The organism is Pedobacter sp. N23S346, from assembly GCF_048515415.1.
Lineage (GTDB): Bacteria > Bacteroidota > Bacteroidia > Sphingobacteriales > Sphingobacteriaceae > Pedobacter.
Genome location: NZ_JBLYEE010000001.1, coordinates 285,175 through 306,076 on the forward strand (window position 1 = coordinate 285,175; position 20,902 = coordinate 306,076).

The following is a 20,902-nucleotide window of genomic DNA, read 5'->3' on the forward strand; positions in this document are numbered from 1 at the left end:
TTAATTAAAAGCCAAGTCTCAAATTAAAACCAAAAGTTCTGGTTTGAGGCAATTGACCGCCTTCTTGCCAGAAGTTTTCCAACTCTGAAGGATCAACACCATATTTTTTTGCGGGAGCAGATATTAACCAAGCATTTCCTACAATTAAGCCTAAGTTTGCAGATTTAACTAACCCTAACTTTGTTTTAAGAAAGCGAGTTGGTACTGAATAGCCTAATCTTACTTCTCTTAATTTTAAGTATGATGCGTCAATCATGAACATTTCACCAGCACCATTCTGCATTCCAGTATAAAATGCCGAACTCGCTTCAATGTATCTATTATTAGGCTGTCCGTTAGCCAGCACACCTGCAAATTTATAACCTCCACCTTGAGACACAGGCAATCTCCAGTCGATGCCTTTATCATTCACACCAAGCGTTTCAGTAGATAAACCACTTCCCATATTAAATGCACGTGTAGTAGAATTAAATAAACCACCTTTTTGGAAATCTAAAGAGAATGAGAAATCAAAATTATAAACTCTTAATGAACTGAATGCACCACCATTATATCTTGGTCTTGCAAAACCGATGAATTGAGCAGTACTGAAAGTTGGCTGACCATTTGAGCCAATAATCATATTGCCATTAGCATCTCTATTAAATTTATTACCTAAAACTCTTCCCCATTCTTCACCCTTTGTCAAATTCAAACTGCTTCCAAAAAAAGTAGAGTTTTCATATAAAACATTGTCTTGATTTGGGGTAATTTCATCGACTATAGTTCTGCTTCTGCTATAGTTAACGGATATATCCCAAGATACATTTGTTGTTTTTACAGGGGTACCGGTTAAGGCTAACTCAAGACCTCGATTAGTCAATTGCCCTGCATTGATCAAGTTACTTGAGAAACCTGTAGCACCATTTGCGGTAACCGAAATGATCTGGTCTTTGTTATTGTTCTTATAATATGAAAAGTCGATTCCAATTCTGTCTTTTAAAAACTTTAATTCTGTACCCACCTCAATTGAACCGGATAAAGCAGGTTTAATTCTTCCATCTCTTAATTGGTCGCCAATGTTGATTGCAGCATTATCGCCATAAGATTGTCTGATATTATATTGTAACATTAACTGGAAAGGATCTAAGTCAGAACCAACTCTTGCATAAGAAGCTCTAACCTTTGCGAATGAAACTATATTTTTTAAGCGCTCAGAAAAGAATTGAGATGCAATAAATGATCCTGAAACAGATGGATAGAAATAAGAATTTAAGTCTGGTGCGAAAACAGATGACCAATCATTTCTTCCAGTAACATCAAGATATAGGAAACCTTTGTAACCCAAAGATGCTTTTCCATATACACTTCTTACTTCCTTTTCATAGAAAGTGTTTGCAGTAATTGGTCTAGCAACAGAAGCCGCAATGTTGAAGTAATTACGGAAACTTAAACCACCTGCGGTTTCCATGTTCAAACCTTCTCTTCGTTCATGTCTGATGTTACCACCTAACAAAGCATCAAAGCTAAAGTCGCCCCATGACTTTTTATAGGTTGCATTCAACTCATAGTTAAATTCGTTATTATTATTAGAAGTTGTTTTGAAATAGTCTTGCTGCAAACCACCGGTTGCCATACGTTCATCACCCAATAAAGTATTTACGTCTGCACGGATTATACCTTGCAAAGCCAATTCATTTGTGATATTATATTTTAATCCAAGATTTCCGAAAATTCGATTTCTTCTGGCCGTACGGAAATTATTGTTGGCAACCCAAAATGGATTATCCCAATACTGAGGCGTACCAATGGCATCTAAGTCTCCGCTTCCATTTGGATCTCCAATATTCCAAGAAGTTGGATTACCATTAGCTAGCGTTTGATTTGCCTCCATTTCTTTCATATCCAACTGTCTCTGAAACCATTGGTTGAAACCCTGAACAATATTTAAACCATCATTCCTATAACCTTCATAAGGCTGGCCTCTTCTCTCTTCTCTAGAAAATTGTAAATCGGTAGAAACCGTTAATTTTTTACTAATATCATAACTTCCATTAATGTTAAAAATATTGATATTTCTATTTGAGTTTTGCTGAATTAATGTTCTCGTTTGGTTGGTATAGCCAACACGAAGATTATAAGCATCACCACCAGTTGTAAAGGCAATAGATGTATTAAAGTTTCCACCAGTTTGAAGGAAATCTTTAATATTGTCTGGCTGAGCTGTAATTGCAACAGTTTTACCAAAATTCTCTCCTGGCAACCAGCTATAGTAAGGCCTATATTGACTGCCGTCGATTTTTGGACCAAAACTTGCATCTGCGCCATATTCTAACATTTTCTGACCATTGAATGATGCCCAAGATGCAGGGTGGATAGCAGGGTCATATACGAAAGTTGGCCATTCAGCAGTGTAACCTCCAGCGTATTCATTTTGATAATCAGGTAATAAAGCCGCCTTTTCTGCAGTATAACCAGTGTTTAGTTCAACTGAAGTTCCAGGTTTTCTGGAACCTTTCTTGTTTGTTATTACCACTACACCATTATAAGCTCTCTGACCATATAATGCTGCTGCTGCCGCACCTTTCAAAACGGTTAAACTTTCAACATTATCCATATTTACGTTATCAGCAGTAGTTGGAGTACCATCGATAACGAATAATGGAGCGCCTAGTGATACGCCATTAATACCACGAATAATGATTGAAGCATTATCAAATGAAGAACTTGGAGAACCATTCAATTGAACACCTGCAACTTTACCAGCTAAAGCCGTGTTAACATCTGTGATTCTGGCGTTGTTTAATCGATCTCCATCCACCTTAGCTACAGAATAACCGAGAGCCTTCTGGTCTCTAGTTCCACCTAGTCCGGTAACTACAACTTCACTTAAAGAAGTAGCATCGCCCGCTAATGCAACATTAATGGTTCCAGAGGTGCCAATTGTGATCGTTTGAGTGGTGAATCCGATAGAGCTGAATTCTAATGCTGTGGCGCCTGAGGGAGTTCTTACTGTAAATTTCCCGTCTGCTCCGGTTACTGTGCCACCTTGAGCACCCTTAATTTTTACGTTTACTCCGGGAAGAGGTAGTTTGTCATCCGCAGAAGTAACTGTACCCGATATTGTTCGATCTTGTCCTACTGCCGTAAAAGCAATAAACAACAAAATGAACAAACTCTGTAGAAGTTTTTTCATAGTTTAGAAAATAGGTTAGTTAATGATTAATGATGATCTAAATTAGGTTTTGACCTTCATGAAAGGAAACTTTTTTTAACAATTTTTAACAATTGTCAGACAATCATACTCTTAATTTGAGTAATAGCTTAACTACCAGCAACTTAAAGATTGTAACAAAAATACTGCGATTCGAATTGAAAGGAGTGAAATCTAACAAAAAACAACATAAATTAAATAAAATGACTTTATAAACCACAAATTCTTCAATAAAAATGGTAAAAATCAGAATATTCACAGTTTAAAGTTAAAATTGTGTTATAAAAAATACAAATTATTCAAAAATGACCATTTTTATTATTAAAAATAAAAACTAAATTAAATTTTAATCACCAACAACAGTCAAATAAGAATGCAAAACATTATTCACTATAAGAAACTGTCTAAGTTTTATGAATGAAGATCAACTTGCAAAGTTTTGGAGATCTTTATTAAGAGAAATACTTCGAACGTTTTACGATACTCTCATCAAAACTTGCGAAATTCTTCAGCGCACAGGCTTTTGAAATTTCGTAAGTTGATAAATTATAATTCTGAGATACGCTCTGAGAAATTAAGCTATTTAATAGAATGTGTATTAATATACTAATACTTACAAAACACCACATTACTGAAAAGTGTCTTTCCACCTTCCCAAAAGTTCCTGAAAAGTGGATCATTTGCTAAATAAACGACTGTTCCACGACCGAAATCCTGAACACCAATCAATAAACCTGATTTTAACTCTTCACGAACCTTTTTTCCGACTACTCCAGCCATTAAACCTTTCTCATTTATCATGCCTACGTTCCAACCTTCTGTAAAGGCTTCATATATCTTACGATCAGTTTTTAGGGTATAATAAGTTTTTCCAATACCATACGCGAAAGGGTGAGAAGCATCCAGATTTACCTTATAGATAGCTCCCGGAATTGAGGCCTCGTAATCATCTTTGTCTTTATCCTTAAAAAGCAATTTACTTGGCGAAGGCTTTTCATCTTTCTTCACCGCAATTTCCTTCTTTTTAATGCCGAATCCTTTTTTATCCAATACACTCTCCACTGCATCTTCCATAAGGATAAGCTTTCCACCCTTATTTAACCAGGCCGTTAAGCCATCACCTATATAGGCACTATAACTTCCATCGGGAAGGATCAGCGTATTCACCTTATTGATATCTAAGTTATTGATGTCTTTAGTGGTTATAATAATTGGCGTAAGATTTAAATCGTGCTCTAAATAAAACCAAACTTCACCAAATGCCAGAGATGAAACTTCGTTTCCTGATACTATAGCTACTTTTGGCTGCTTTAAAATCGGATATACGTTTGATCCGAAATCTTTTCCCTTTTCTACAAATCCACTGGTAATTCCCACAACAGGTTTATTAAGCTGTTTTGTAGCAGACACTACTTTTGATCTCAAATTTTTAACTGACCGCTCATTCTCTGTTCTTAAAACAATCAACGTTCCTGCAGGATATTCTTTACCTGCAACCGTAAATGGCTGATCTGCCTGACGGACTTTAATGTTTTCTTGTTGCAGCTTATTTAAAACCTGCGCATCTTCCGCTGATCCCCAGGAGAATAACCAGGCTAAGGGTTTTTCGATATCATTTGATGCATCATCGGGAATTGCGAGATCAGCATATTTTCCTTTAAAACTCTCCTTACTGGCATATCCTTTCAAACCATAAACATAAGGAAGTGCCCAGGCAGTAATATCGTAAGTATTCGAATCTGTAACCAAGGTTTGTGGCTCCAATAAAACATTTGCCAAAACCGCACGCGGTTGCTGCATGTTCACGATTAAATCATTCCGATTAATGGAAAAACTTTCTTCTTTCTGTGTATCGTAATCATAACCTTTTCCCGATTTTTTTCCTCCATAAGCAAATTCAATCTTATTTTTCCTCAGTAGTTCGGCTAATTTCTTTTGGCGCGATACGTTACTTGCCTTTATGATAAAGGTTTTGTAAACTCCTGGCGAACTGGTCATTTCCTGCTGAAAATATTTTTTATATTCTTCCAGCAGTTTATTGTGATTTTGTGATGAAACCTCGATGGTAGACATCCCTGTGGTAAAATGATGCGCAATGCGGTCCTTCAACGTTAAGGTATCACCATCGTTTGTAACCACAGATAAACCAGCCCTGATGCCTCCCTGCTCATAAGTCATTCCAATAGAGCCATTATACAATGGATAAGTATCACCGTATGATGGATACAATAGATCAAACCGTTCCTTTGTAAAATACTGCCAACCTTCGGCATCGAAATATTTCGCATTGTTTTTACCCACAACAACCTGGAAACTTTTCTGCCAAGGCGTAATATCTTGATGAACCGGCTCTGCTGCCGGCGCGAAGTAGTAAGGTTCATTATAACTTTGCTCATGAAAATCTACATGCACCTGCGGCATCCAATCGTTATAGAGCGCCAACCTTTGCTGACTTTCTACCTGTGTTTGCCATGCCCAGTCGCGGTTTAAATCAAAATAATAGTGATTCGGTCTGCCACCCGGCCAAGGCTCAATATGCTCTCTGGATGTCGGATCGGCATTTGGCGTTTTACCCACCACACTGTTGAAATAATTTACATACCGATCTCTTCCATCCGGATTCAGACAGGGATCAATCACCACAACGGTGTTTTTTAACCATGCCTTTGCCTGCTGATTTGTACCTGAAGCCAATGTATAAAGCATCTTCATAGATGTTTCAGTTGAGTTTGCTTCATTTCCATGTACGTTATAGCTGAGCCAGGTAATTACAGGCTGGTTTGCTAAATCAATATTCGAAGTGCCGCCCGATGCCAACTTTAAATTGTTACTCCGGATCTCTTCTATTTTGGAAATATTTTCCGGCGATGAAATTACGGCAACCATTAACGGCCTTCCTTCGTTGGTTTTGCCGTATTCGATTAACTTAATATTTTTTGGAGAAGCTAAAGCCGTTTGTCTGAAATAATCGGCTACCTTATAGTGTGGCGTAAAATGCGATCCGAGTTCGTAACCTAAAAATTCGTCTGGCGACTTCACCTGGGCATTTAAAGTAACAGATATAGCAATTAAAAACAGACAAAACGCAATGCTTCTTTTCATAAACAATAAAATTTTATCTAATGTAGTAATTTTGCTTTTTGTTGATGCTAAACATTAATTTTACAGCATATTTTTTACGAAGAAACATGATTAATACCGCCGAATTATACCAACACTTTCTAAAAAGCCCTATAATCTCTACCGATACTAGAAATATTATTCCTGGTTCTATCTTTTTTGCGTTAAAAGGCGACAATTTTAATGCAAATAAATTTGCCACTCAGGCTATTGAAAAGGGTGCGGCCTATGCTGTGATTGACGAAGTAGAATTTGCAGGTGAAAAATGCTTACTGGTTGATGATGTGCTGTCGGCACTTCAAAACTTAGCCTGCTATCACCGTGAGCAATTGAATATCCCAGTAATTGGCTTAACCGGAAGCAATGGCAAAACCACAAGTAAAGAGTTAGTTAACGCCGTATTATCCGAACGATATAAAACTTTCGCCACATTTGGCAACCTGAATAACCACATTGGTGTTCCACTTTCTATTTTATCGATAACCAATAAAGTAGAAATTGCCATCATTGAAATGGGGGCTAATCATCAGAAAGAAATTGAACTACTTTGTACCATTGCACAACCTACACACGGCATTATTACCAATGTAGGCATGGCACATTTAGATGGTTTTGGCGGATTTGAGGGCGTAAAAAAAGGCAAAGCTGAACTTTATGCTTACCTGAAAGCACATAATGGCTATACTTTTATCAACAGAGATAATGCTTTTCTGATGGAAATGAGCCAGAAAGCTGGCTTAAATAAATTACTGTATTACGGAACTGAAAATGGCAATACCATTAAGGGAGCATTAAAAAATAGCGACCCTTTTATAGAGGTTGAATGGACCAATCATGAGATTTCCTCTTCAGTAAAAACCAACTTAACAGGAAGTTATAATTTTGAAAATATACTGGCAGCCATTTGTATTGGAGATTTCTTTGAGATGCAGCCAGAAGAAATAAACAAGGGTTTAGCGAATTATGAACCAAAAAACAACCGCTCTCAGTTAACTAAAACAGATCACAATACGGTAATCTGCGATTTCTACAACGCCAATCCAAGTAGCGTGACTGCTGCGCTAAATAATATTTCTGTTCTATCTGCAGATCAAAAGACGGCCATTTTAGGCGACATGTTCGAACTTGGACCTGAATCTGCTACACAACATGAAATAATCGCTAAACAAGCGGTAGAAAGTGGCTTACATCAAATTATCTTTATCGGAAAATATTTTTATGCCTTTAAAGATCAATTCGAAGGCGTCTTTTTTGAAACACCAGCAGAAGCAGCCGATTATTTACAGCAAAATCCAGTTACAAACAATTTGGTTTTATTGAAAGGATCAAGAGGAATGAAGCTTGAAAATTTGTTACAGTTTTTATAATTAATGAATGAGTGAATCAATCAATTATTGAATGAATTAAATAATGACTACCAAAGCTAAATAAAAAGCGCTGAACATTTCTGCGCAGCGCTTCTGGTTGTTTTGGCTAGTATGATCTTAAAAAGTACAAGCTATCTTTCCGTAAACGTAACGTCCGCTAAAGCCGAACTGACTTACTGCCCTTGGATATAAAAATCTTCCGTTGGAAGTATTGTCTAAACCTCCTGAATAGCTGCTTGTTGGTGCACTATTGAAATTTGTTTCGTTGTTTCTAGGGTCGATATACAACTTGTCTGGATAAACATCGAAGATATTGTTTGCCCCAACCGTTACCGACCAAACTTTACTTGCGGCATAACTTACCGAAAAATCTGAAACCCATTTTGGTGAAAAGGTTTGATCAAGCTGGGTTGGCAAACCGTTTGCCGGAATATTTGGATCAATTGCATTTAAATAAGTCACTTCACCAAAACGAACGGTTCTGGCTACAAACGATAGTTTATCCAGATTATATGTTGCAGTGATATTTAATTTATTTTTCGGTACCGAGCTCTCGAAACGTGAGCGCTCTAATCGGTCAAAAAGTTTTGCTTTCAACGTCGGGTCGCTTTCAATTCTATCTGATCCACGCACACTTCTTACTACTGTTTTATTTACATTTCCGGCAACACTTAAAATTAAGCTGCTTTTAGCACCTAATGTAAATTTATTCGTCAACACTACATCAATACCTGCCGTATTGGTTTTAATGGCATTGGTGAAAAATTGCACACTGTTAATTTGCGCTGTTGGATCTACCGTATTTAAAATTTGGTTAACTACACCCGTTGGAACCAGCGCCCCTCCCGAACGTTCTCTTGCATACTGACTGGAGAATACAATCCGATCGCTGATATCAATGTTATAAGCATCAACAGTGAAAGTAAATGTTTTGGCAATTCGACCAGCCAAACCGATGCTTCCGGATTTAGAAATCTCTGGCTTAAGCTCGCCCACGCCAAACTGACCCACAATTGGATTACTATTGTTCACCGTTAATACCTGCGTAGCCACGGTTCCCACAAACTGCGTGCTTTCATTATTAAAATATTGTTGGTGTAAAGATGGTGCCCTAAATCCAGTTGCATAGGCCCCACGCAAAGAAATATCACCAATAACCTTAACCTTACCTGTAAATTTATAAGAGAAATTTGATCCAAAATCACTGTAGTTTTCATATCGCCCAGCAGCACCTAAAGTAACCCGGGGACCAAATTCCGCTTCAAAATCTGCATAGGCACCAAGATTATGTCTGGATTGATCCAGGGCATTTGCTGGCTTAAAACCAGGGAAAACCTGAGCTCCTGATGCTGTTGGTGAAGCTCCGATTAATCGGCCTCCATTAGAATAAGACAACAATTCACCTTCTCTGATCTGGTAATTATCTATCCTGAATTCAGCACCAAAAGCGGTATTCAGCGAACTTAAAAATCCACCATCAAAAATGTGTTTTTTATTGATATCAAAATTACTGGTATTTTGTCTGAAAAGTAATTCGCCTGCATAAAATGATGTCGGGCTTGTTCCTGTGGGTAATGAAGCATTAACCGTATTGTTGATATCAAACTTGATGTTATTTTCTCCACTGGTATTACTCAAATCATAATCCCAGGTCCCCACTTTTCCTCTCAAGCCCACAGAAAGAGAGTAATCATTAATTTTAGTATCAATTAGCGGAAGGAATCCATTAGGGTAAATTGATAAGTCGATTTGTGTGGTTTGCGTAGGCAAGCGATAAAAGCCTGCTGCACTTCCGGTTTTATGGGTAAAACCTGCGGCATAATAAAGTTGAGTGGTTTTTCCAAAATTAAATTGTCCGTTTAAGAAAGCACCACCGTTTTTAGAATCCGAATTACCAACCCGCATATTATTTCGATCCAGGCCATTGGCTGCAGCTCTTGCATCATCAGCTGCTTTCAGATTAGCAAAACGCGCCTGAAATGCGGCTTCAGTTTCTGTAGCACCACGGGTAGGATTACCAGAATATAAAAGTGGGCGGGTATCTAGCCCACCACGATTGGTGAAGTCTCTTTGCAGGTATTGTGCAGCTAAATTGATGAAGCCTTTATCATTTTTAAATGCCCAGCCTTTACTAAAATCTGCCTGAAAGGTGCGCCCATCATTAAATTCTCTGCCTAAGGCTTTGGAATCAGATTGACCAAATGATGTAGAAAAACTATATGGGGTAACCTTTTTTAATACAATATTGATTACGCCCGCAATGGCATCAGAACCATATTGCGCTGCAGCGCCGTCGCGTAAAACTTCAATTCTTTCGATAGCTGATACTGGAATAGAATTTAAATCTGTACCAACTGAACCGCGACCGAAAGTACCATTAATATTTACGAGTGCTGTAGTATGTCTTCGTTTTCCGTTTACCAAAACCAATACCTGATCTGGCCCAAGACCACGCAATGATGCAGGATCGATATGATCTGTTCCATCTGAAACGGTTTGCCTGTTTGAGCTAAAAGAGGGTGCTACGAAGTTCAAAATCTGCGTTAAATCTGTCTGAGCAAAAACCTTAACATCTTTCGATGAGATTAAATCTACTGGTACAACGCTTTCTATATTTGTTCTCGGTGTGGATCTTGAACCGATTACAACGACATCCCCCAAATCTGATTTGGTTTCTGATAAGGAGAAATCTAATGTTTTAACTGTGTTTTCAATGGCAACTTCCTGTTCTGCATTTACATATCCTGTAAAAGTAACCCTGACCTTATAGGTGCCGGGTGCAGGGAACTTTAAAACATACATGCCATTTCCGTCAGTTGATGTTCCTATCTTTTGGCCAACCACCTGTACACTTGCGCCAGGGATGGCAACGCCTGATGTATCTGAAACCTTACCTTGCAAACTTTGTGCAAATAATTGGCTGGAAATGATCAGAAAAAAAATGGGGAGGGAGATTTTGAGTAGTGTTTTTATCATAAGTCATTGATTTAGTTGATAAAACAATGATAACGATTTTATTACAAGAAAGATTATTTCGGCGCTTGTTTCTTCAACATACAACAGAAATACTAAACAAACAGCGTTATTAACTTAATATCGACATACAAAAACCTACAGAAAGAATAATTTTAAACTATTTAATATAAAAAACCAAAATTATTTAGACTCTTCTACCAAAATACCTAAATCCACCACCTCAACCAGCGGATTGTCTCTCATATTTTGTTCAATTTCGACACTAAACTTTCCATTTTTTGAGAAACGATAATTTGTTTGCATGGGAAGTACATAGCTGAAGATATTTCCAGAACCACTTCCGAGCCATTCGCCATCGTTTTTTGCCAGTTTAAACTGATAACGCTTAGTGACCATATTCTTTCCGTCTTTGAAATGCGCCAGGATAAAAATATTCGAATACTTGTAATCAGCTGTATGCCTCAGCTTGAAATAGATATTATAAGGCTTGGTATTATCCTTTATCTCAAACGAATTAACAATATGATTCCTATAGGTCCATTTCCGTTCCGATACTTTAACGTTAGAATCGATCACACTAGAAGTGCAACCCCAAAAAAGGGATGCACCAAGCAGAAAAATAAGTAGATAAGCTCGTTTTTTATTCAGCAGCAGGTTTATTGTCTGAACCATTATCTTTTCTGCGGTTATTATTTTTCCTACGGTTGTTTCTGTTTTTATTCTTGCTTTGCTCTGGTTTTGCACCATCTGCCATTGCCTCGCCCTCTGCCTTAACTACTGGTTTCGGAGGCCTTGGCCCATTATTCTGTGGCTTTGGACCGTTAACATGCTGTGGTTTTTGAACAGGTTGCTGCGGCTTAGGGGTAGTACTTGGTTGTACTTTAGGCCCGTTTTGCTGAGGCTTGTTGATTGCCTGAGGTTTCGGATTTACTTGTTGTGGCTTAGCATTCGCTTGCGGAGTTTTTTCACCTGCAGGAAGTCTTTCGCGTCTGTTCTGGTTGTTATTCCCTTTATTTTTTTGATTGCGGTTCTGGTTGTTTTTGCCCTTAGAACGTTCATCTAAACGGGTAAGACTATCCTGACCAACTACATTTTCATAATCGAAAGATTTCTCAACTATTACCGGAGCAGCCAATTGAACAGCTTCTTCTTTTAAGTTAGGTGCTTTTTTACCTGCCTTATTCATCACCATGATCTCTTTTACACGAGCGGCTTTAACCGGAATCCAGTTTTCATCACCCTGGTAACTAAACCACATAATTTTCTTAAAAATATCTGTCTTTTGATGACGGGCGTATCCGGCTTCAGTATCTAAATTTTCAATGCGATCCGGAATATCCTTTAACGCATCTAAATAAGTATCCAACTCATAATTTAAACAACATTTCAACTTCCCACACTGGCCGGCGAGTTTTAAGGTATTTAAAGATAAATTCTGATACCGGGCCGCAGCCGTAGAAACTGTTTTAAAGTTGGTAAGCCAGGTAGAGCAGCATAATTCGCGCCCGCAGGAGCCAATTCCGCCTAAACGGCCAGCTTCCTGACGCATTCCAATCTGGCGCATTTCTATCCGGATACGGAAACTCTCGGCCATCTTTTTAATTAGCTCACGAAAATCCACACGTCCGTCTGCAGTATAAAAAAAAGTTGCCTTGGTTTTGTCTGCCTGGTAATCAACATCGCTGATTTTCATCGATAACCGAAGGTCTAACGCCAGTTTGCGAGCCTTATGCATGGTTTCCCATTCCATTTCTTTCGCAGCATTCCACTTCTCTACATCAGCTTCAGTTGCCTTGCGATAAATCTTTTTCACTACCTGATCCATTGGTGTTTTTCTTCGCTTCATTTGAACACGCACCAATTCGCCAGTAAGCGAAACGTGGCCTACATCAAAACCGCCAGTTGGGCCTTCAACAGCCACCAGCTCACCAATTTCCAGGTAGATATTATCATTATTTAAGAAAAATTCTTTACGGGAACCTTTAAATTTTATTTCTGTAACCTGAAAAGGTTTATAGTTTGATGGCATATCCAAATTGGATAGCCAATCATGAACTTCCATTGTTTGGCACCCACCGGTGCCGCATGAGCCATTACTTTTGCATCCATTAGGGGTGCAACCACCACCTGTTGAACAACTTCCACATCCCATAACTAATTGTATATATATTGAGTCCCCGCAGGGAGCGTTTTAAACTTGATAATTTTTACCAATTGTAAAGATACATCTAAAAAGAGAATTTTGGGGTTTGCATTCCTTTCAATATGGTAATGCGCCTTTTCTAATTCGCTGATTATGGCTTCCGCCATTGGCAGACTAAGTACATGTGTACTTAACTTTTTCGCAGTTTCGAAAGTGAGGGGAGGTAATTTCACCAGTTCTTCTGCACCACTTATAATTAAACAGCATTCACGTAAATAATTTACGCCATACTTTAAAAAATTCTTTTGATTCTCTCTTCCCCATTTTGCAGCAACATCTGTAAAATCAATCAGATCGGGTACTTTGTTACCAAAACCCATTCTTAACCAGGCCGTAAAAGTGCCAGAGCTATCATTTTGGGTATCTGCCGCTAATGCTTTCGCTTCGATTAAATTTCCATCAGCCAAAAAAGAATAATCAATGGCCTGATGCTCCGTTAACCCACTATTTTCTAACAGGTAACCAGAAATTTCTTCGCCACTTAATTTCGGAATTTTAACGATTTGAGTCCGGGAGAGAATGGTTGTTAAAATCTGATCCTGACTTTGAGCAATTAATATAAACAAGGTATTTGCTGGTGGCTCTTCAATGAGTTTCAGCAAGGCATTTCCTGCTTTATCTAAATACTCGGGCAGCCACATAATTAAAACCTTTGTTTCTGCCTCAAAGGCTTTATAACTTAGTTTTTTGATAATATCGTGGCATTCTGCAATCGGAATATTGGCTTGCTTATTCGCCGCATCTAGTTTTGAACGCCAGATATCCATATCAAAATAAGGATCATGCAAAAACATATTCCGCCATTCTTCTAAAACATCTACAGCCACCTTTGTACTGGCTGAAGCAAAGAATGGATAGGAGAAATGCAAATCCGGATGAATTAAGCGCTCGTATTTTCTGCAACTGGAACATGCGCCGCAGCTATCTTGAGCGCCTTTATTCAGGCAGTTTACGTACTGCGCATAGGCAACTGCCAAAGCCACAGCACCAGAGCCAACGGGCGATAAAAAAAGTTGCGCATGGCTCATCCGGTTTTCTTTAACCGTTTGCACCAATTGTTGCTTTACTCTTTCTTGTCCGATGATATCTTTAAACTGCATTTGGTGGCAAAATAAGAAATAGATATGAGATTAGCACATTTGCGGTTATGAACTTGCCTTCGCGATCACTTTTTTTAAATTAAAACGACACAAAACAAAGCCTTAACAATCTCAAAAACTGCCGTGATTTATCGATTATTTCAAAAACCTTACCTTTGGAGCTTTTAATATTTATGGCTCGAATTTTAGCTTTTGATTATGGTACCAAGCGTATCGGTATTGCCGTTACCGATCCATTGCAGATTATCGCAACCGGGTTAGATACCGTGCACCCAAAAGATGCAATAGAATACATTAAGAAATACTTGCTGGCGGAACAGGTAGAAGCCTTTGTGCTCGGAGATCCGAAGCAAATGGATGGAACTGATTCAGACTCCAAACAGCATGTTAAAGGTTTTTCCACACTGTTGAAAAAAGCCTTCCCAACCATCCCTCAGCATTGGGTAGACGAGCGTTTTACTTCAAAAATGGCGCACCAGGCCATTATGCAAAGTGGCTTAAAAAAGATGGACAGGCGAGATAAAAATCGGGTAGATACCATTGCCGCCACCATTATTTTACAATATTTTATGGAAACCAACCGTTTATAACCGAATACATGAGCCTCATAAACGACGACTTACAAAATTTATTAATTACTTACTGCGAGCCGGAAAACGAATTGCTACAGCAAATAGACCGTGAAACAAACCTTAAAGTTTTAATGCCCAGAATGATTTCCGGACATTATCAGGGCAGGGTTTTGAGCATGTTAAGTAAAATGATCTCGCCCAGACGGATTCTCGAAATTGGTACTTTTACCGGTTATGCAACGCTCTGCCTGGCAGAAGGATTATCAAAAGACGGCATCCTTTATACCTTAGATATTAATGTAGAACTTGAAGATATGGTGAGGAACCATTTTTCCCAATCACCATACAACAACCAGATCAACTACATTTTAGGCGATGCTACCGAAACTGTTAACAATTTAGACGAGATATTTGATCTTGTATTTATCGATGCGGATAAGAAAAACAACGGCACCTATTACGATTTAATCTTTGATCGTGTTCGTCCCGGTGGAATCATCATTGTGGATAATGTGTTGTGGAGTGGAAAAGTTCTTCAGGACAAACAAGACAAAGACACCAAGAATATCACTACTTTTAATGATAAGATAGCTACTGATCAGCATGTTGAAAAATTAATTTTACCCGTTAGAGATGGGCTGTTCGTGATAATGAAGAAATAAATTATTCATAATTGCGAGCAATGACAATAATAGAAAAATAATGAGAATACTTACTTTTTGCTTCATCCTTTTAAGTGGCTTTATTGCCAAAGCACAGGAAACAGAAAATTACATTACCGAGCACTTAGATTGTGCACAAGGATTAATGCAGGATCATAAAATACCTGCGAGTGTTATTTTAGCGGTAGCCATTCATGAATCGGCAGCTGGAAACAGTAAAATAGCACATCACTTAAATAATCATTTCGGCATTAAGGGGCCGAATGACAATACAGAAATCCACTCTTCCTATCGGGATTACGATAGCGACGAAGCATCTTATAATCACTTCGTAGAAATTATGGAAACCCGACCTCAGTTTAATAGTCTGTTTGATAAATATGATCAATACGATTATAAAGGCTGGGCAAGAGGAATTGCACGATCGGGCTATGCGCAAAGCCGAACCTGGGCCAGCCAGGTAATTGCTTTAGTAAAAAAATACGAACTTTATCGATATGATGATCGCCCTGCTGATTATGTTGAGCCTGTTTACACCAAACCTGTTTATCACCGGAAAAAGAGACACAGCATTTCGGCAAGATACACGGTAAAATCTGGCGACAATTTAAATCTAATTGCCAAAAGAAAGGGTACTACGGCCAAAGCCATTATGAAAAAGAACGGTTTGAAAAGTTCGAAATTAAAACCCGGACAAAAAATCAGGCTATAAATATTCGGTTAAAATTTAGACATCCCAATTATATACCTTACCATCAAAATGAAATTCACTTATCTCTATTTAGCTTTTGCTGTACTTTTCTTAAGTTCTTGCGGAACACGTAAATACTCAAAGAACAATAAGCAGATTGAGAAGGCTGCAAATAAAGCCAACAATAATTCGTACAAAAGCTATAATACATTAAGTTATATCGATGAATTTAAAGGTGTTGCTGTTGAGGAAATGAATTCGAATGGAATCCCGGCGAGTATTACACTCGCGCAGGGAATTTTAGAATCTGGCAGTGGAAACAGTGATTTAGCAAAATATGCCAACAATCATTTCGGTATTAAATGTACTTCAGATTGGAAGGGGAAAAACTATTTCCGTGATGATGATCAAAAAAATGATTGCTTCCGCGTATATAAAGATGCCCACGAATCATTTAGAGATCATTCAGAGTTTTTAAAAAGAAAACGTTACAGTTTTTTGTTTCAGCTGGATAGAAATGATTATAAAAGCTGGGCGCAAGGGCTAAGAACAGCTGGTTATGCTACCAATCCAAAATATCCTGATTTGCTTATTGGCGTAATTGAGAAATATCAGCTCTATCAATACGATCAGCCGGAAAGTGAGAAACAAAAAATATCAAGGGAAGACCGGGTATTTACCCAGATTAACCAGAACATCCCTAAAGAAAAAGAAAAATTCGCACCAGTTGAAACTCCGCCGCCAGGAGCTAAGCCAATTCTTGCAGATGGCACTTATACCGTAGTAAAAGGCGATACTTTATATAACATTGCCAAGCGGTTTAATTTGAGTGTTGATGAACTTAAAATGTTGAATGAAATGGCGGCAGATGACATTAAACTCGGGCAAGTATTGAAGGTTAAATAATGTTAAGCCTAAACATTCCGTGCAGGATATTTGTAGTTTTGTAGACTAATGAAATTTCTTGCCGTTTTAACATTTTTATTTAGCTTCTTTACGACGCTTGTTCAGGCACAAACCAAACCTGTGCAGGGCATTGTTATTGATAAAGAAAGCAAGCAGCGTTTAGCAAAAGTTTATATATACAATCTTCGCACTGGAGATGGACTGTATAATAATACTAAAGGTGAGTTTAGCACTATGGCGATCCCTGGAGATACATTAGTGGCGGCACTCTCAGGCTATGGTGTTGATACAATTGTTTTTCATGGTCAGGCGGCAGCTTACTTTCAGTTAAAATCATTAGGAATTAGGTTACGGGATGTGGTTATTCAAAATAAAAGATTAACACCACAACAGCTTTACGAAAAATCTGTACAGGAATTCCGGTACCAAACAAAAAAAGGTAGTGGGAAAGATATACTCAGTCTGGGTAACGGAGGGGTTGGCCTTGGTATCGATGCCATTTATAACTTATTGAGCCGACAGGGAAGAAATGCCCGCCATCTCCAGAAAATACTGGAAAAAGATTACCATGAAGATTTAATTGATTACCGTTTCAACGCGAATTTAGTAGAAAAGGTACTGGGAATAAAAGATACTGAACTCATTGATTTTATGCAGCAATACCGCCCAACCTATCAATTTGTGCTCGATGCCGACGATTATTCTTTTAACGTATTCATTAAAAATGCTTACCGGAGTTATCGCCTGAACCCGAAAGCCTTAAAATTGCCTAAGTTACCCAAGATAAGCATAGAAGAGCTGTGAAAGCACCCATCTTAATTATAAAGAATCTGCCAGCAGCAGGAATGGCAATCTTTCCATTTATCTTACTTAAAAATGAAAAGCTTAAGCAAGACTGGAGCATAATCAACCATGAGAAAATCCACCTTAGGCAACAGCTGGAATTATTGATCTTGCCTTTCTATATATTATACCTGATCAATTACCTGATCAACCTGATTCGGTACAGAGATCATCATACTGCGTATTTAAAAATTATTTTCGAGAAAGAAGCTTACCAACATGATTTAGATCCCGAATATCTTAAAAATAGTAATTGGTATGGCTGGCTCAGAATGATTTAAAAATACGTTTTGGAAGGTAAATTCTGTAACGAGTTGGAGAATCATTCTCTTAAAACTTTTGTTCTATAAATTTTTTCGTTTTCTTTGTAACCAATGAAAAATTGTTTAGCCGTCTTTATTCTTGTTCTAAGTTTCTGCTCTTTAGATTTATATGCACAGGAAATTGATACTATTCCGATCAATACCAAAGACCTGAATATTAAACTGAAGCGCAGCCCTTTGCCCAGCAGGCAGGGGCCACTAAACTTCGAGCCAGTAAAAATCCCACCTTACATTGTTAATTCGAAGGTTAATTACTGGATAACCAAAACTTCTATAGGCATAAATGTTAACCAGGCACAGTTTAGTGATAACTGGAAGGGTGGTGGTGTAAACTCAGTTGCCGTGGGTGGTTTGCTAAATTGGAAGGCCGAATACAACAAGAATAACTATAGCTATGTAAGTGAGGTGATTTTGCAATACGGTAAAATTAAAAACAAAGACCAGTTGCAAAAGAAAACCAACGACAGGATTTTCTGGGATAATAAGGCTTCGTTTCAACTTTCTAAAAACTGGTATTTCTTCGGCTCAATCAACTTTGAATCGCAGTTTGATAAAGGCTTTTCTTACGCAACAGTAAACGGTGTTGAAACGGCTACCCTAATTTCCAAATTTATGGGACCGGGTTACTTAACAGAGTCAATAGGTTTTGAATATAAGCCATCCAAATACTTTTCAACCCGGTTTGGTACCGGTACGGCACGTCAAACTTTTGTGTTAGATGAGGCATTATTTAATGATCCGGATCCTACAAAACCACCAAAAGAGTCTGTTTATGGTGTAGATTACGGTAAAACTTTTAGAAATGACCTTGCCTTTCAGATTGTTTCTGCCTTTGATAAAGATATTTTCACCAACACCAATCTGAAAGCCCGTTATGCCATGCTCATTCCTTATGAAGATTTTGGATGGAATAGAATTGATCATCGCCTTGATATTGCCTTAACGGCGAAGATCAACCGCTTTATGAACACAAGCATAACTGGCATCGCTCTATTTGATGAAGATACAGGCACAAATAAAATCCAAGCCAGTCAAACCCTGGCGCTAGGTTTTGCTTTTGTTTTCCCGAGGTAATACTAACCACCTGTTTTGCCGTTTTCCCAATAACAATTGGTTTGAATTTGTTTGTACCCAACCCTTTTGTTTTGAAGGTATTTTTTAAATCGCTGTACTGATTTACCTCTGCCTGTTAGATAAAAACTTGCATCCTTCCACATTTCCCAACATTTGGGATGCATGTTTTCCATCCATTCTATCGCATTTTCTGCCGGAGCCATTATTGCCGAGGGCACAACATCAATAAGTAACTTTATATTATCTAAAGCCTGATGATTTTCTTCCCTCATCTCTAAAATACCAAAACATTCGTGCCCTAAATTTTTAGCGATTTTACCAAATGATTCATATAATCCAATACTGGTTTCATCACCAAAAAAGAAATGCTGGCTTGAATTGAAATCGTATTTTATCTTGGCTTGATCAGCAATAAGCTTTAAACAGTCACCCTTCTGGATGTTTATTGCCCAGTTATTTCCTACGCCAATCCGGTTTAAATAGAAAATAACCTGGCAGGTTTCTGCTTCAGCATCAAAATTTGATAGAGTATAATGCCTGTATTCGTTGGCATTCACCCTAAACAATACTTCTTTTCCAGGTATAAAATTCATATCCTTTATATCGCCCTTAAATGTAACTTGCTTGAGATTACTACTCAACATCAGGGTTTCAATAACATCAACTTCAAAAATTTTATTGCTGATGATTTTTTCTACAGTATTGGCTAGCCATGATGGTACTTTCGGCATCGTATTAATTTGTTTAGTAACTTTAAGCAAAAGTAATGGTCAAATACCAGCTACATTTTACATCAAAAGGATTAAAACTTATATGAAAGGGATTTTATGTCTATAAGCATTTACGATAAATCTAACCAGCTATATGTTATCGATGATATGGTTGATCCGGCCGAGACGAATCTTTCATCGGTTACCGAGCGAAAAGAGAAATTCAGCTTTCCCTTTGGTGATGCAGAATTGGTACAAATTGCTTTTTCAGGTGTTTTTATTGTTTATGGCGATGTTGTTGTAAAGGAAAGCCAGCTGCGGATAAAATCTTTTGATGAACCAGAATTAGTTGAACTCCATTTTTCCATCAAGGGTGATGGAATTTTAGAAAATTTTTTAACCAACAAAAAAATAGCCCTTAAGGCTAATCAGCATAATATTATTTATACGCCTTATTTTGATGGAATTGCACAATTTGAAACCAATAAATCGCATAAATTTTTTGAGGTTCACTTTCATCGGGAGAAATTTGTTGATCTAACAGGCGATAGCAGTACCCTGCTAAAAAAATTTGGCGATAACATTATGGATAACAAATCTATGTCCATTTCTGCTCATAATTTACCCATTAGCATGGCCATGTACGCTTGTATTAATGATATGATGAGTTGCTCATTTACGGGTAGTTTAAAGTTATTGTTTCTACAATCAAAGTGTGTAGAGTTATTGGCGCTGCAGGCACAGGCATTTGAGCATGCAGATGAGAAATCAAAACCTAAAGCCTTGAAATCTGATTATGATAAGGATAGAATTTATTACGCAAGAGAATACCTGCTGGAACATGCTAATAATCCACCATCTTTAACAGCATTAGCCAAAGCAGCCGGCATTAATGAGTTTAAGCTGAAACAAGGGTTTAAAGAAACCTTTAACAATACTGTTTTTGGTTATTTAAGCGATCATAAATTGATGCAGGCCAAAGCACTTTTGGCAGATAATCTTTTAAATATCAAAAATATTGCAGCTCAGCTTGGTTATTCTTCTATTCAGCATTTTAGCCACGCCTTTAGTAAAAAATTTGGGGTAAGCCCTGGCAAAGCCAGATAGGTTAGTTGGGAGTCCAAAGTCATTAGTCTTTGAGTAATCGCATGACGAAAAAAAA

The 20,902-nt window shown here is 37.9% G+C and carries 16 protein-coding genes; 9 read left to right on the forward strand and 7 right to left on the reverse strand.

Going from position 1 to position 20,902, the window contains the following annotated elements; genetic code table 11:
* Positions 1-4: 4 nt before the first annotated feature.
* Both ACN1CD_RS01225 and ACN1CD_RS01230 read right to left on the reverse strand, forming a co-directional pair.
* A complete protein-coding gene (locus ACN1CD_RS01225) occupies positions 5-3,175 on the reverse strand; it encodes a SusC/RagA family TonB-linked outer membrane protein (RefSeq protein WP_419128432.1) in 3,171 nt (1,056 codons plus the stop codon).
* Positions 3,176-3,799: 624 nt separating this feature from the next.
* Positions 3,800-6,295 (reverse strand): M14 family metallopeptidase, encoded by a 2,496-nt coding sequence (locus ACN1CD_RS01230; RefSeq protein WP_419128433.1) that lies wholly within the window; start codon positions 6,293-6,295, stop codon positions 3,800-3,802.
* An 86-nt stretch (positions 6,296-6,381) separates the two neighbouring features.
* Between ACN1CD_RS01230 and ACN1CD_RS01235 the strand changes: the two genes are divergently transcribed.
* Positions 6,382-7,680, forward strand: coding sequence for a UDP-N-acetylmuramoyl-tripeptide--D-alanyl-D-alanine ligase (locus ACN1CD_RS01235; protein WP_419128434.1), 1,299 nt, complete (start codon positions 6,382-6,384; stop codon positions 7,678-7,680).
* 117 nt (positions 7,681-7,797) lie between these two features.
* Here ACN1CD_RS01235 and ACN1CD_RS01240 read toward each other — a convergent pair whose 3' ends face one another.
* The 4 genes from ACN1CD_RS01240 to ACN1CD_RS01255 all read right to left on the reverse strand — a co-directional run bounded on the left by ACN1CD_RS01240 (position 7,798) and on the right by ACN1CD_RS01255 (position 13,959).
* On the reverse strand, positions 7,798-10,656 hold the full coding sequence (locus ACN1CD_RS01240) for a TonB-dependent receptor (protein WP_419128435.1): 2,859 nt from the start codon (positions 10,654-10,656) through the stop codon (positions 7,798-7,800).
* A gap of 180 nt (positions 10,657-10,836) precedes the next feature.
* Entirely contained in the window at positions 10,837-11,328 is a 492-nt protein-coding gene (locus ACN1CD_RS01245; protein ID WP_419128436.1) for a gliding motility lipoprotein GldH, read from the reverse strand.
* Positions 11,297-12,808: a regulatory iron-sulfur-containing complex subunit RicT gene (ricT, locus tag ACN1CD_RS01250; protein WP_419128437.1), complete on the reverse strand. Its 1,512-nt coding sequence runs from the start codon at positions 12,806-12,808 to the stop codon at positions 11,297-11,299. The genes ACN1CD_RS01245 and ricT overlap by 32 nt, the downstream gene beginning before the upstream one ends.
* A gap of 2 nt (positions 12,809-12,810) precedes the next feature.
* Positions 12,811-13,959: an ATP-binding protein gene (locus ACN1CD_RS01255; RefSeq protein ID WP_419128438.1), complete on the reverse strand. Its 1,149-nt coding sequence runs from the start codon at positions 13,957-13,959 to the stop codon at positions 12,811-12,813.
* A 173-nt stretch (positions 13,960-14,132) separates the two neighbouring features.
* On the opposite strand from ACN1CD_RS01255, the gene ruvX reads away from it, so the two are divergent.
* From ruvX to ACN1CD_RS01290, 7 genes are all read left to right on the forward strand, one after another.
* Positions 14,133-14,549, forward strand: a complete 417-nt coding sequence (gene ruvX, locus ACN1CD_RS01260) for a Holliday junction resolvase RuvX (protein ID WP_419128439.1) — start codon at positions 14,133-14,135, stop codon at positions 14,547-14,549.
* Positions 14,550-14,557: 8 nt separating this feature from the next.
* Positions 14,558-15,193 (forward strand): O-methyltransferase, encoded by a 636-nt coding sequence (locus tag ACN1CD_RS01265; protein ID WP_419128440.1) that lies wholly within the window; start codon positions 14,558-14,560, stop codon positions 15,191-15,193.
* Between the two features lie 40 nt (positions 15,194-15,233).
* Positions 15,234-15,905, forward strand: coding sequence for a glucosaminidase domain-containing protein (locus ACN1CD_RS01270; protein ID WP_419128441.1), 672 nt, complete (start codon positions 15,234-15,236; stop codon positions 15,903-15,905).
* 48 nt (positions 15,906-15,953) lie between these two features.
* The gene (locus ACN1CD_RS01275; protein WP_419128442.1) at positions 15,954-16,790 is read left to right on the forward strand and encodes a glucosaminidase domain-containing protein; all 837 of its coding nucleotides are present in this window, start codon (positions 15,954-15,956) and stop codon (positions 16,788-16,790) included.
* 48 nt (positions 16,791-16,838) lie between these two features.
* Positions 16,839-17,594, forward strand: coding sequence for a hypothetical protein (locus tag ACN1CD_RS01280; RefSeq protein ID WP_419128444.1), 756 nt, complete (start codon positions 16,839-16,841; stop codon positions 17,592-17,594).
* Positions 17,591-17,914, forward strand: coding sequence for a hypothetical protein (locus ACN1CD_RS01285; protein WP_419128445.1), 324 nt, complete (start codon positions 17,591-17,593; stop codon positions 17,912-17,914). The genes ACN1CD_RS01280 and ACN1CD_RS01285 overlap by 4 nt, the downstream gene beginning before the upstream one ends.
* A 93-nt stretch (positions 17,915-18,007) precedes the next feature.
* Complete coding sequence (locus tag ACN1CD_RS01290) at positions 18,008-19,030, forward strand: DUF3078 domain-containing protein (RefSeq protein WP_419128446.1); 1,023 nt, start codon at positions 18,008-18,010, stop codon at positions 19,028-19,030.
* Between the two features lie 2 nt (positions 19,031-19,032).
* Here ACN1CD_RS01290 and ACN1CD_RS01295 read toward each other — a convergent pair whose 3' ends face one another.
* Positions 19,033-19,761 carry a siderophore-interacting protein gene (locus ACN1CD_RS01295; protein WP_419128447.1) on the reverse strand — a complete coding sequence of 243 codons (729 nt, stop codon included), beginning with the start codon at positions 19,759-19,761 and terminating at the stop codon, positions 19,033-19,035.
* A gap of 96 nt (positions 19,762-19,857) precedes the next feature.
* Here ACN1CD_RS01295 and ACN1CD_RS01300 point away from each other — a divergent pair, with 96 nt between their 5' ends.
* Complete coding sequence (locus ACN1CD_RS01300) at positions 19,858-20,847, forward strand: helix-turn-helix transcriptional regulator (RefSeq protein ID WP_419128448.1); 990 nt, start codon at positions 19,858-19,860, stop codon at positions 20,845-20,847.
* The last annotated feature ends 55 nt before the right edge of the window (positions 20,848-20,902 follow it).

Coding starts and splice junctions, on each gene's coding strand:
- ACN1CD_RS01255 (WP_419128438.1), bottom strand. CDS start 13,959: ATGCAGTTTAAAGATATCATCGGACAAGAAAGAGTAAAGCAACAATTG.
- ACN1CD_RS01230 (WP_419128433.1), bottom strand. CDS start 6,295: ATGAAAAGAAGCATTGCGTTTTGTCTGTTTTTAATTGCTATATCTGTT.
- ACN1CD_RS01245 (WP_419128436.1), bottom strand. CDS start 11,328: ATGGTTCAGACAATAAACCTGCTGCTGAATAAAAAACGAGCTTATCTA.
- ACN1CD_RS01290 (WP_419128446.1), top strand. CDS start 18,008: ATGAAAAATTGTTTAGCCGTCTTTATTCTTGTTCTAAGTTTCTGCTCT.
- ACN1CD_RS01295 (WP_419128447.1), bottom strand. CDS start 19,761: ATGCCGAAAGTACCATCATGGCTAGCCAATACTGTAGAAAAAATCATC.
- ACN1CD_RS01235 (WP_419128434.1), top strand. CDS start 6,382: ATGATTAATACCGCCGAATTATACCAACACTTTCTAAAAAGCCCTATA.
- ACN1CD_RS01275 (WP_419128442.1), top strand. CDS start 15,954: ATGAAATTCACTTATCTCTATTTAGCTTTTGCTGTACTTTTCTTAAGT.
- ricT (WP_419128437.1), bottom strand. CDS start 12,808: ATGGGATGTGGAAGTTGTTCAACAGGTGGTGGTTGCACCCCTAATGGA.
- ACN1CD_RS01270 (WP_419128441.1), top strand. CDS start 15,234: ATGAGAATACTTACTTTTTGCTTCATCCTTTTAAGTGGCTTTATTGCC.
- ACN1CD_RS01280 (WP_419128444.1), top strand. CDS start 16,839: ATGAAATTTCTTGCCGTTTTAACATTTTTATTTAGCTTCTTTACGACG.
- ACN1CD_RS01240 (WP_419128435.1), bottom strand. CDS start 10,656: ATGATAAAAACACTACTCAAAATCTCCCTCCCCATTTTTTTTCTGATC.
- ACN1CD_RS01300 (WP_419128448.1), top strand. CDS start 19,858: ATGTCTATAAGCATTTACGATAAATCTAACCAGCTATATGTTATCGAT.
- ACN1CD_RS01265 (WP_419128440.1), top strand. CDS start 14,558: ATGAGCCTCATAAACGACGACTTACAAAATTTATTAATTACTTACTGC.
- ACN1CD_RS01225 (WP_419128432.1), bottom strand. CDS start 3,175: ATGAAAAAACTTCTACAGAGTTTGTTCATTTTGTTGTTTATTGCTTTT.
- ruvX (WP_419128439.1), top strand. CDS start 14,133: ATGGCTCGAATTTTAGCTTTTGATTATGGTACCAAGCGTATCGGTATT.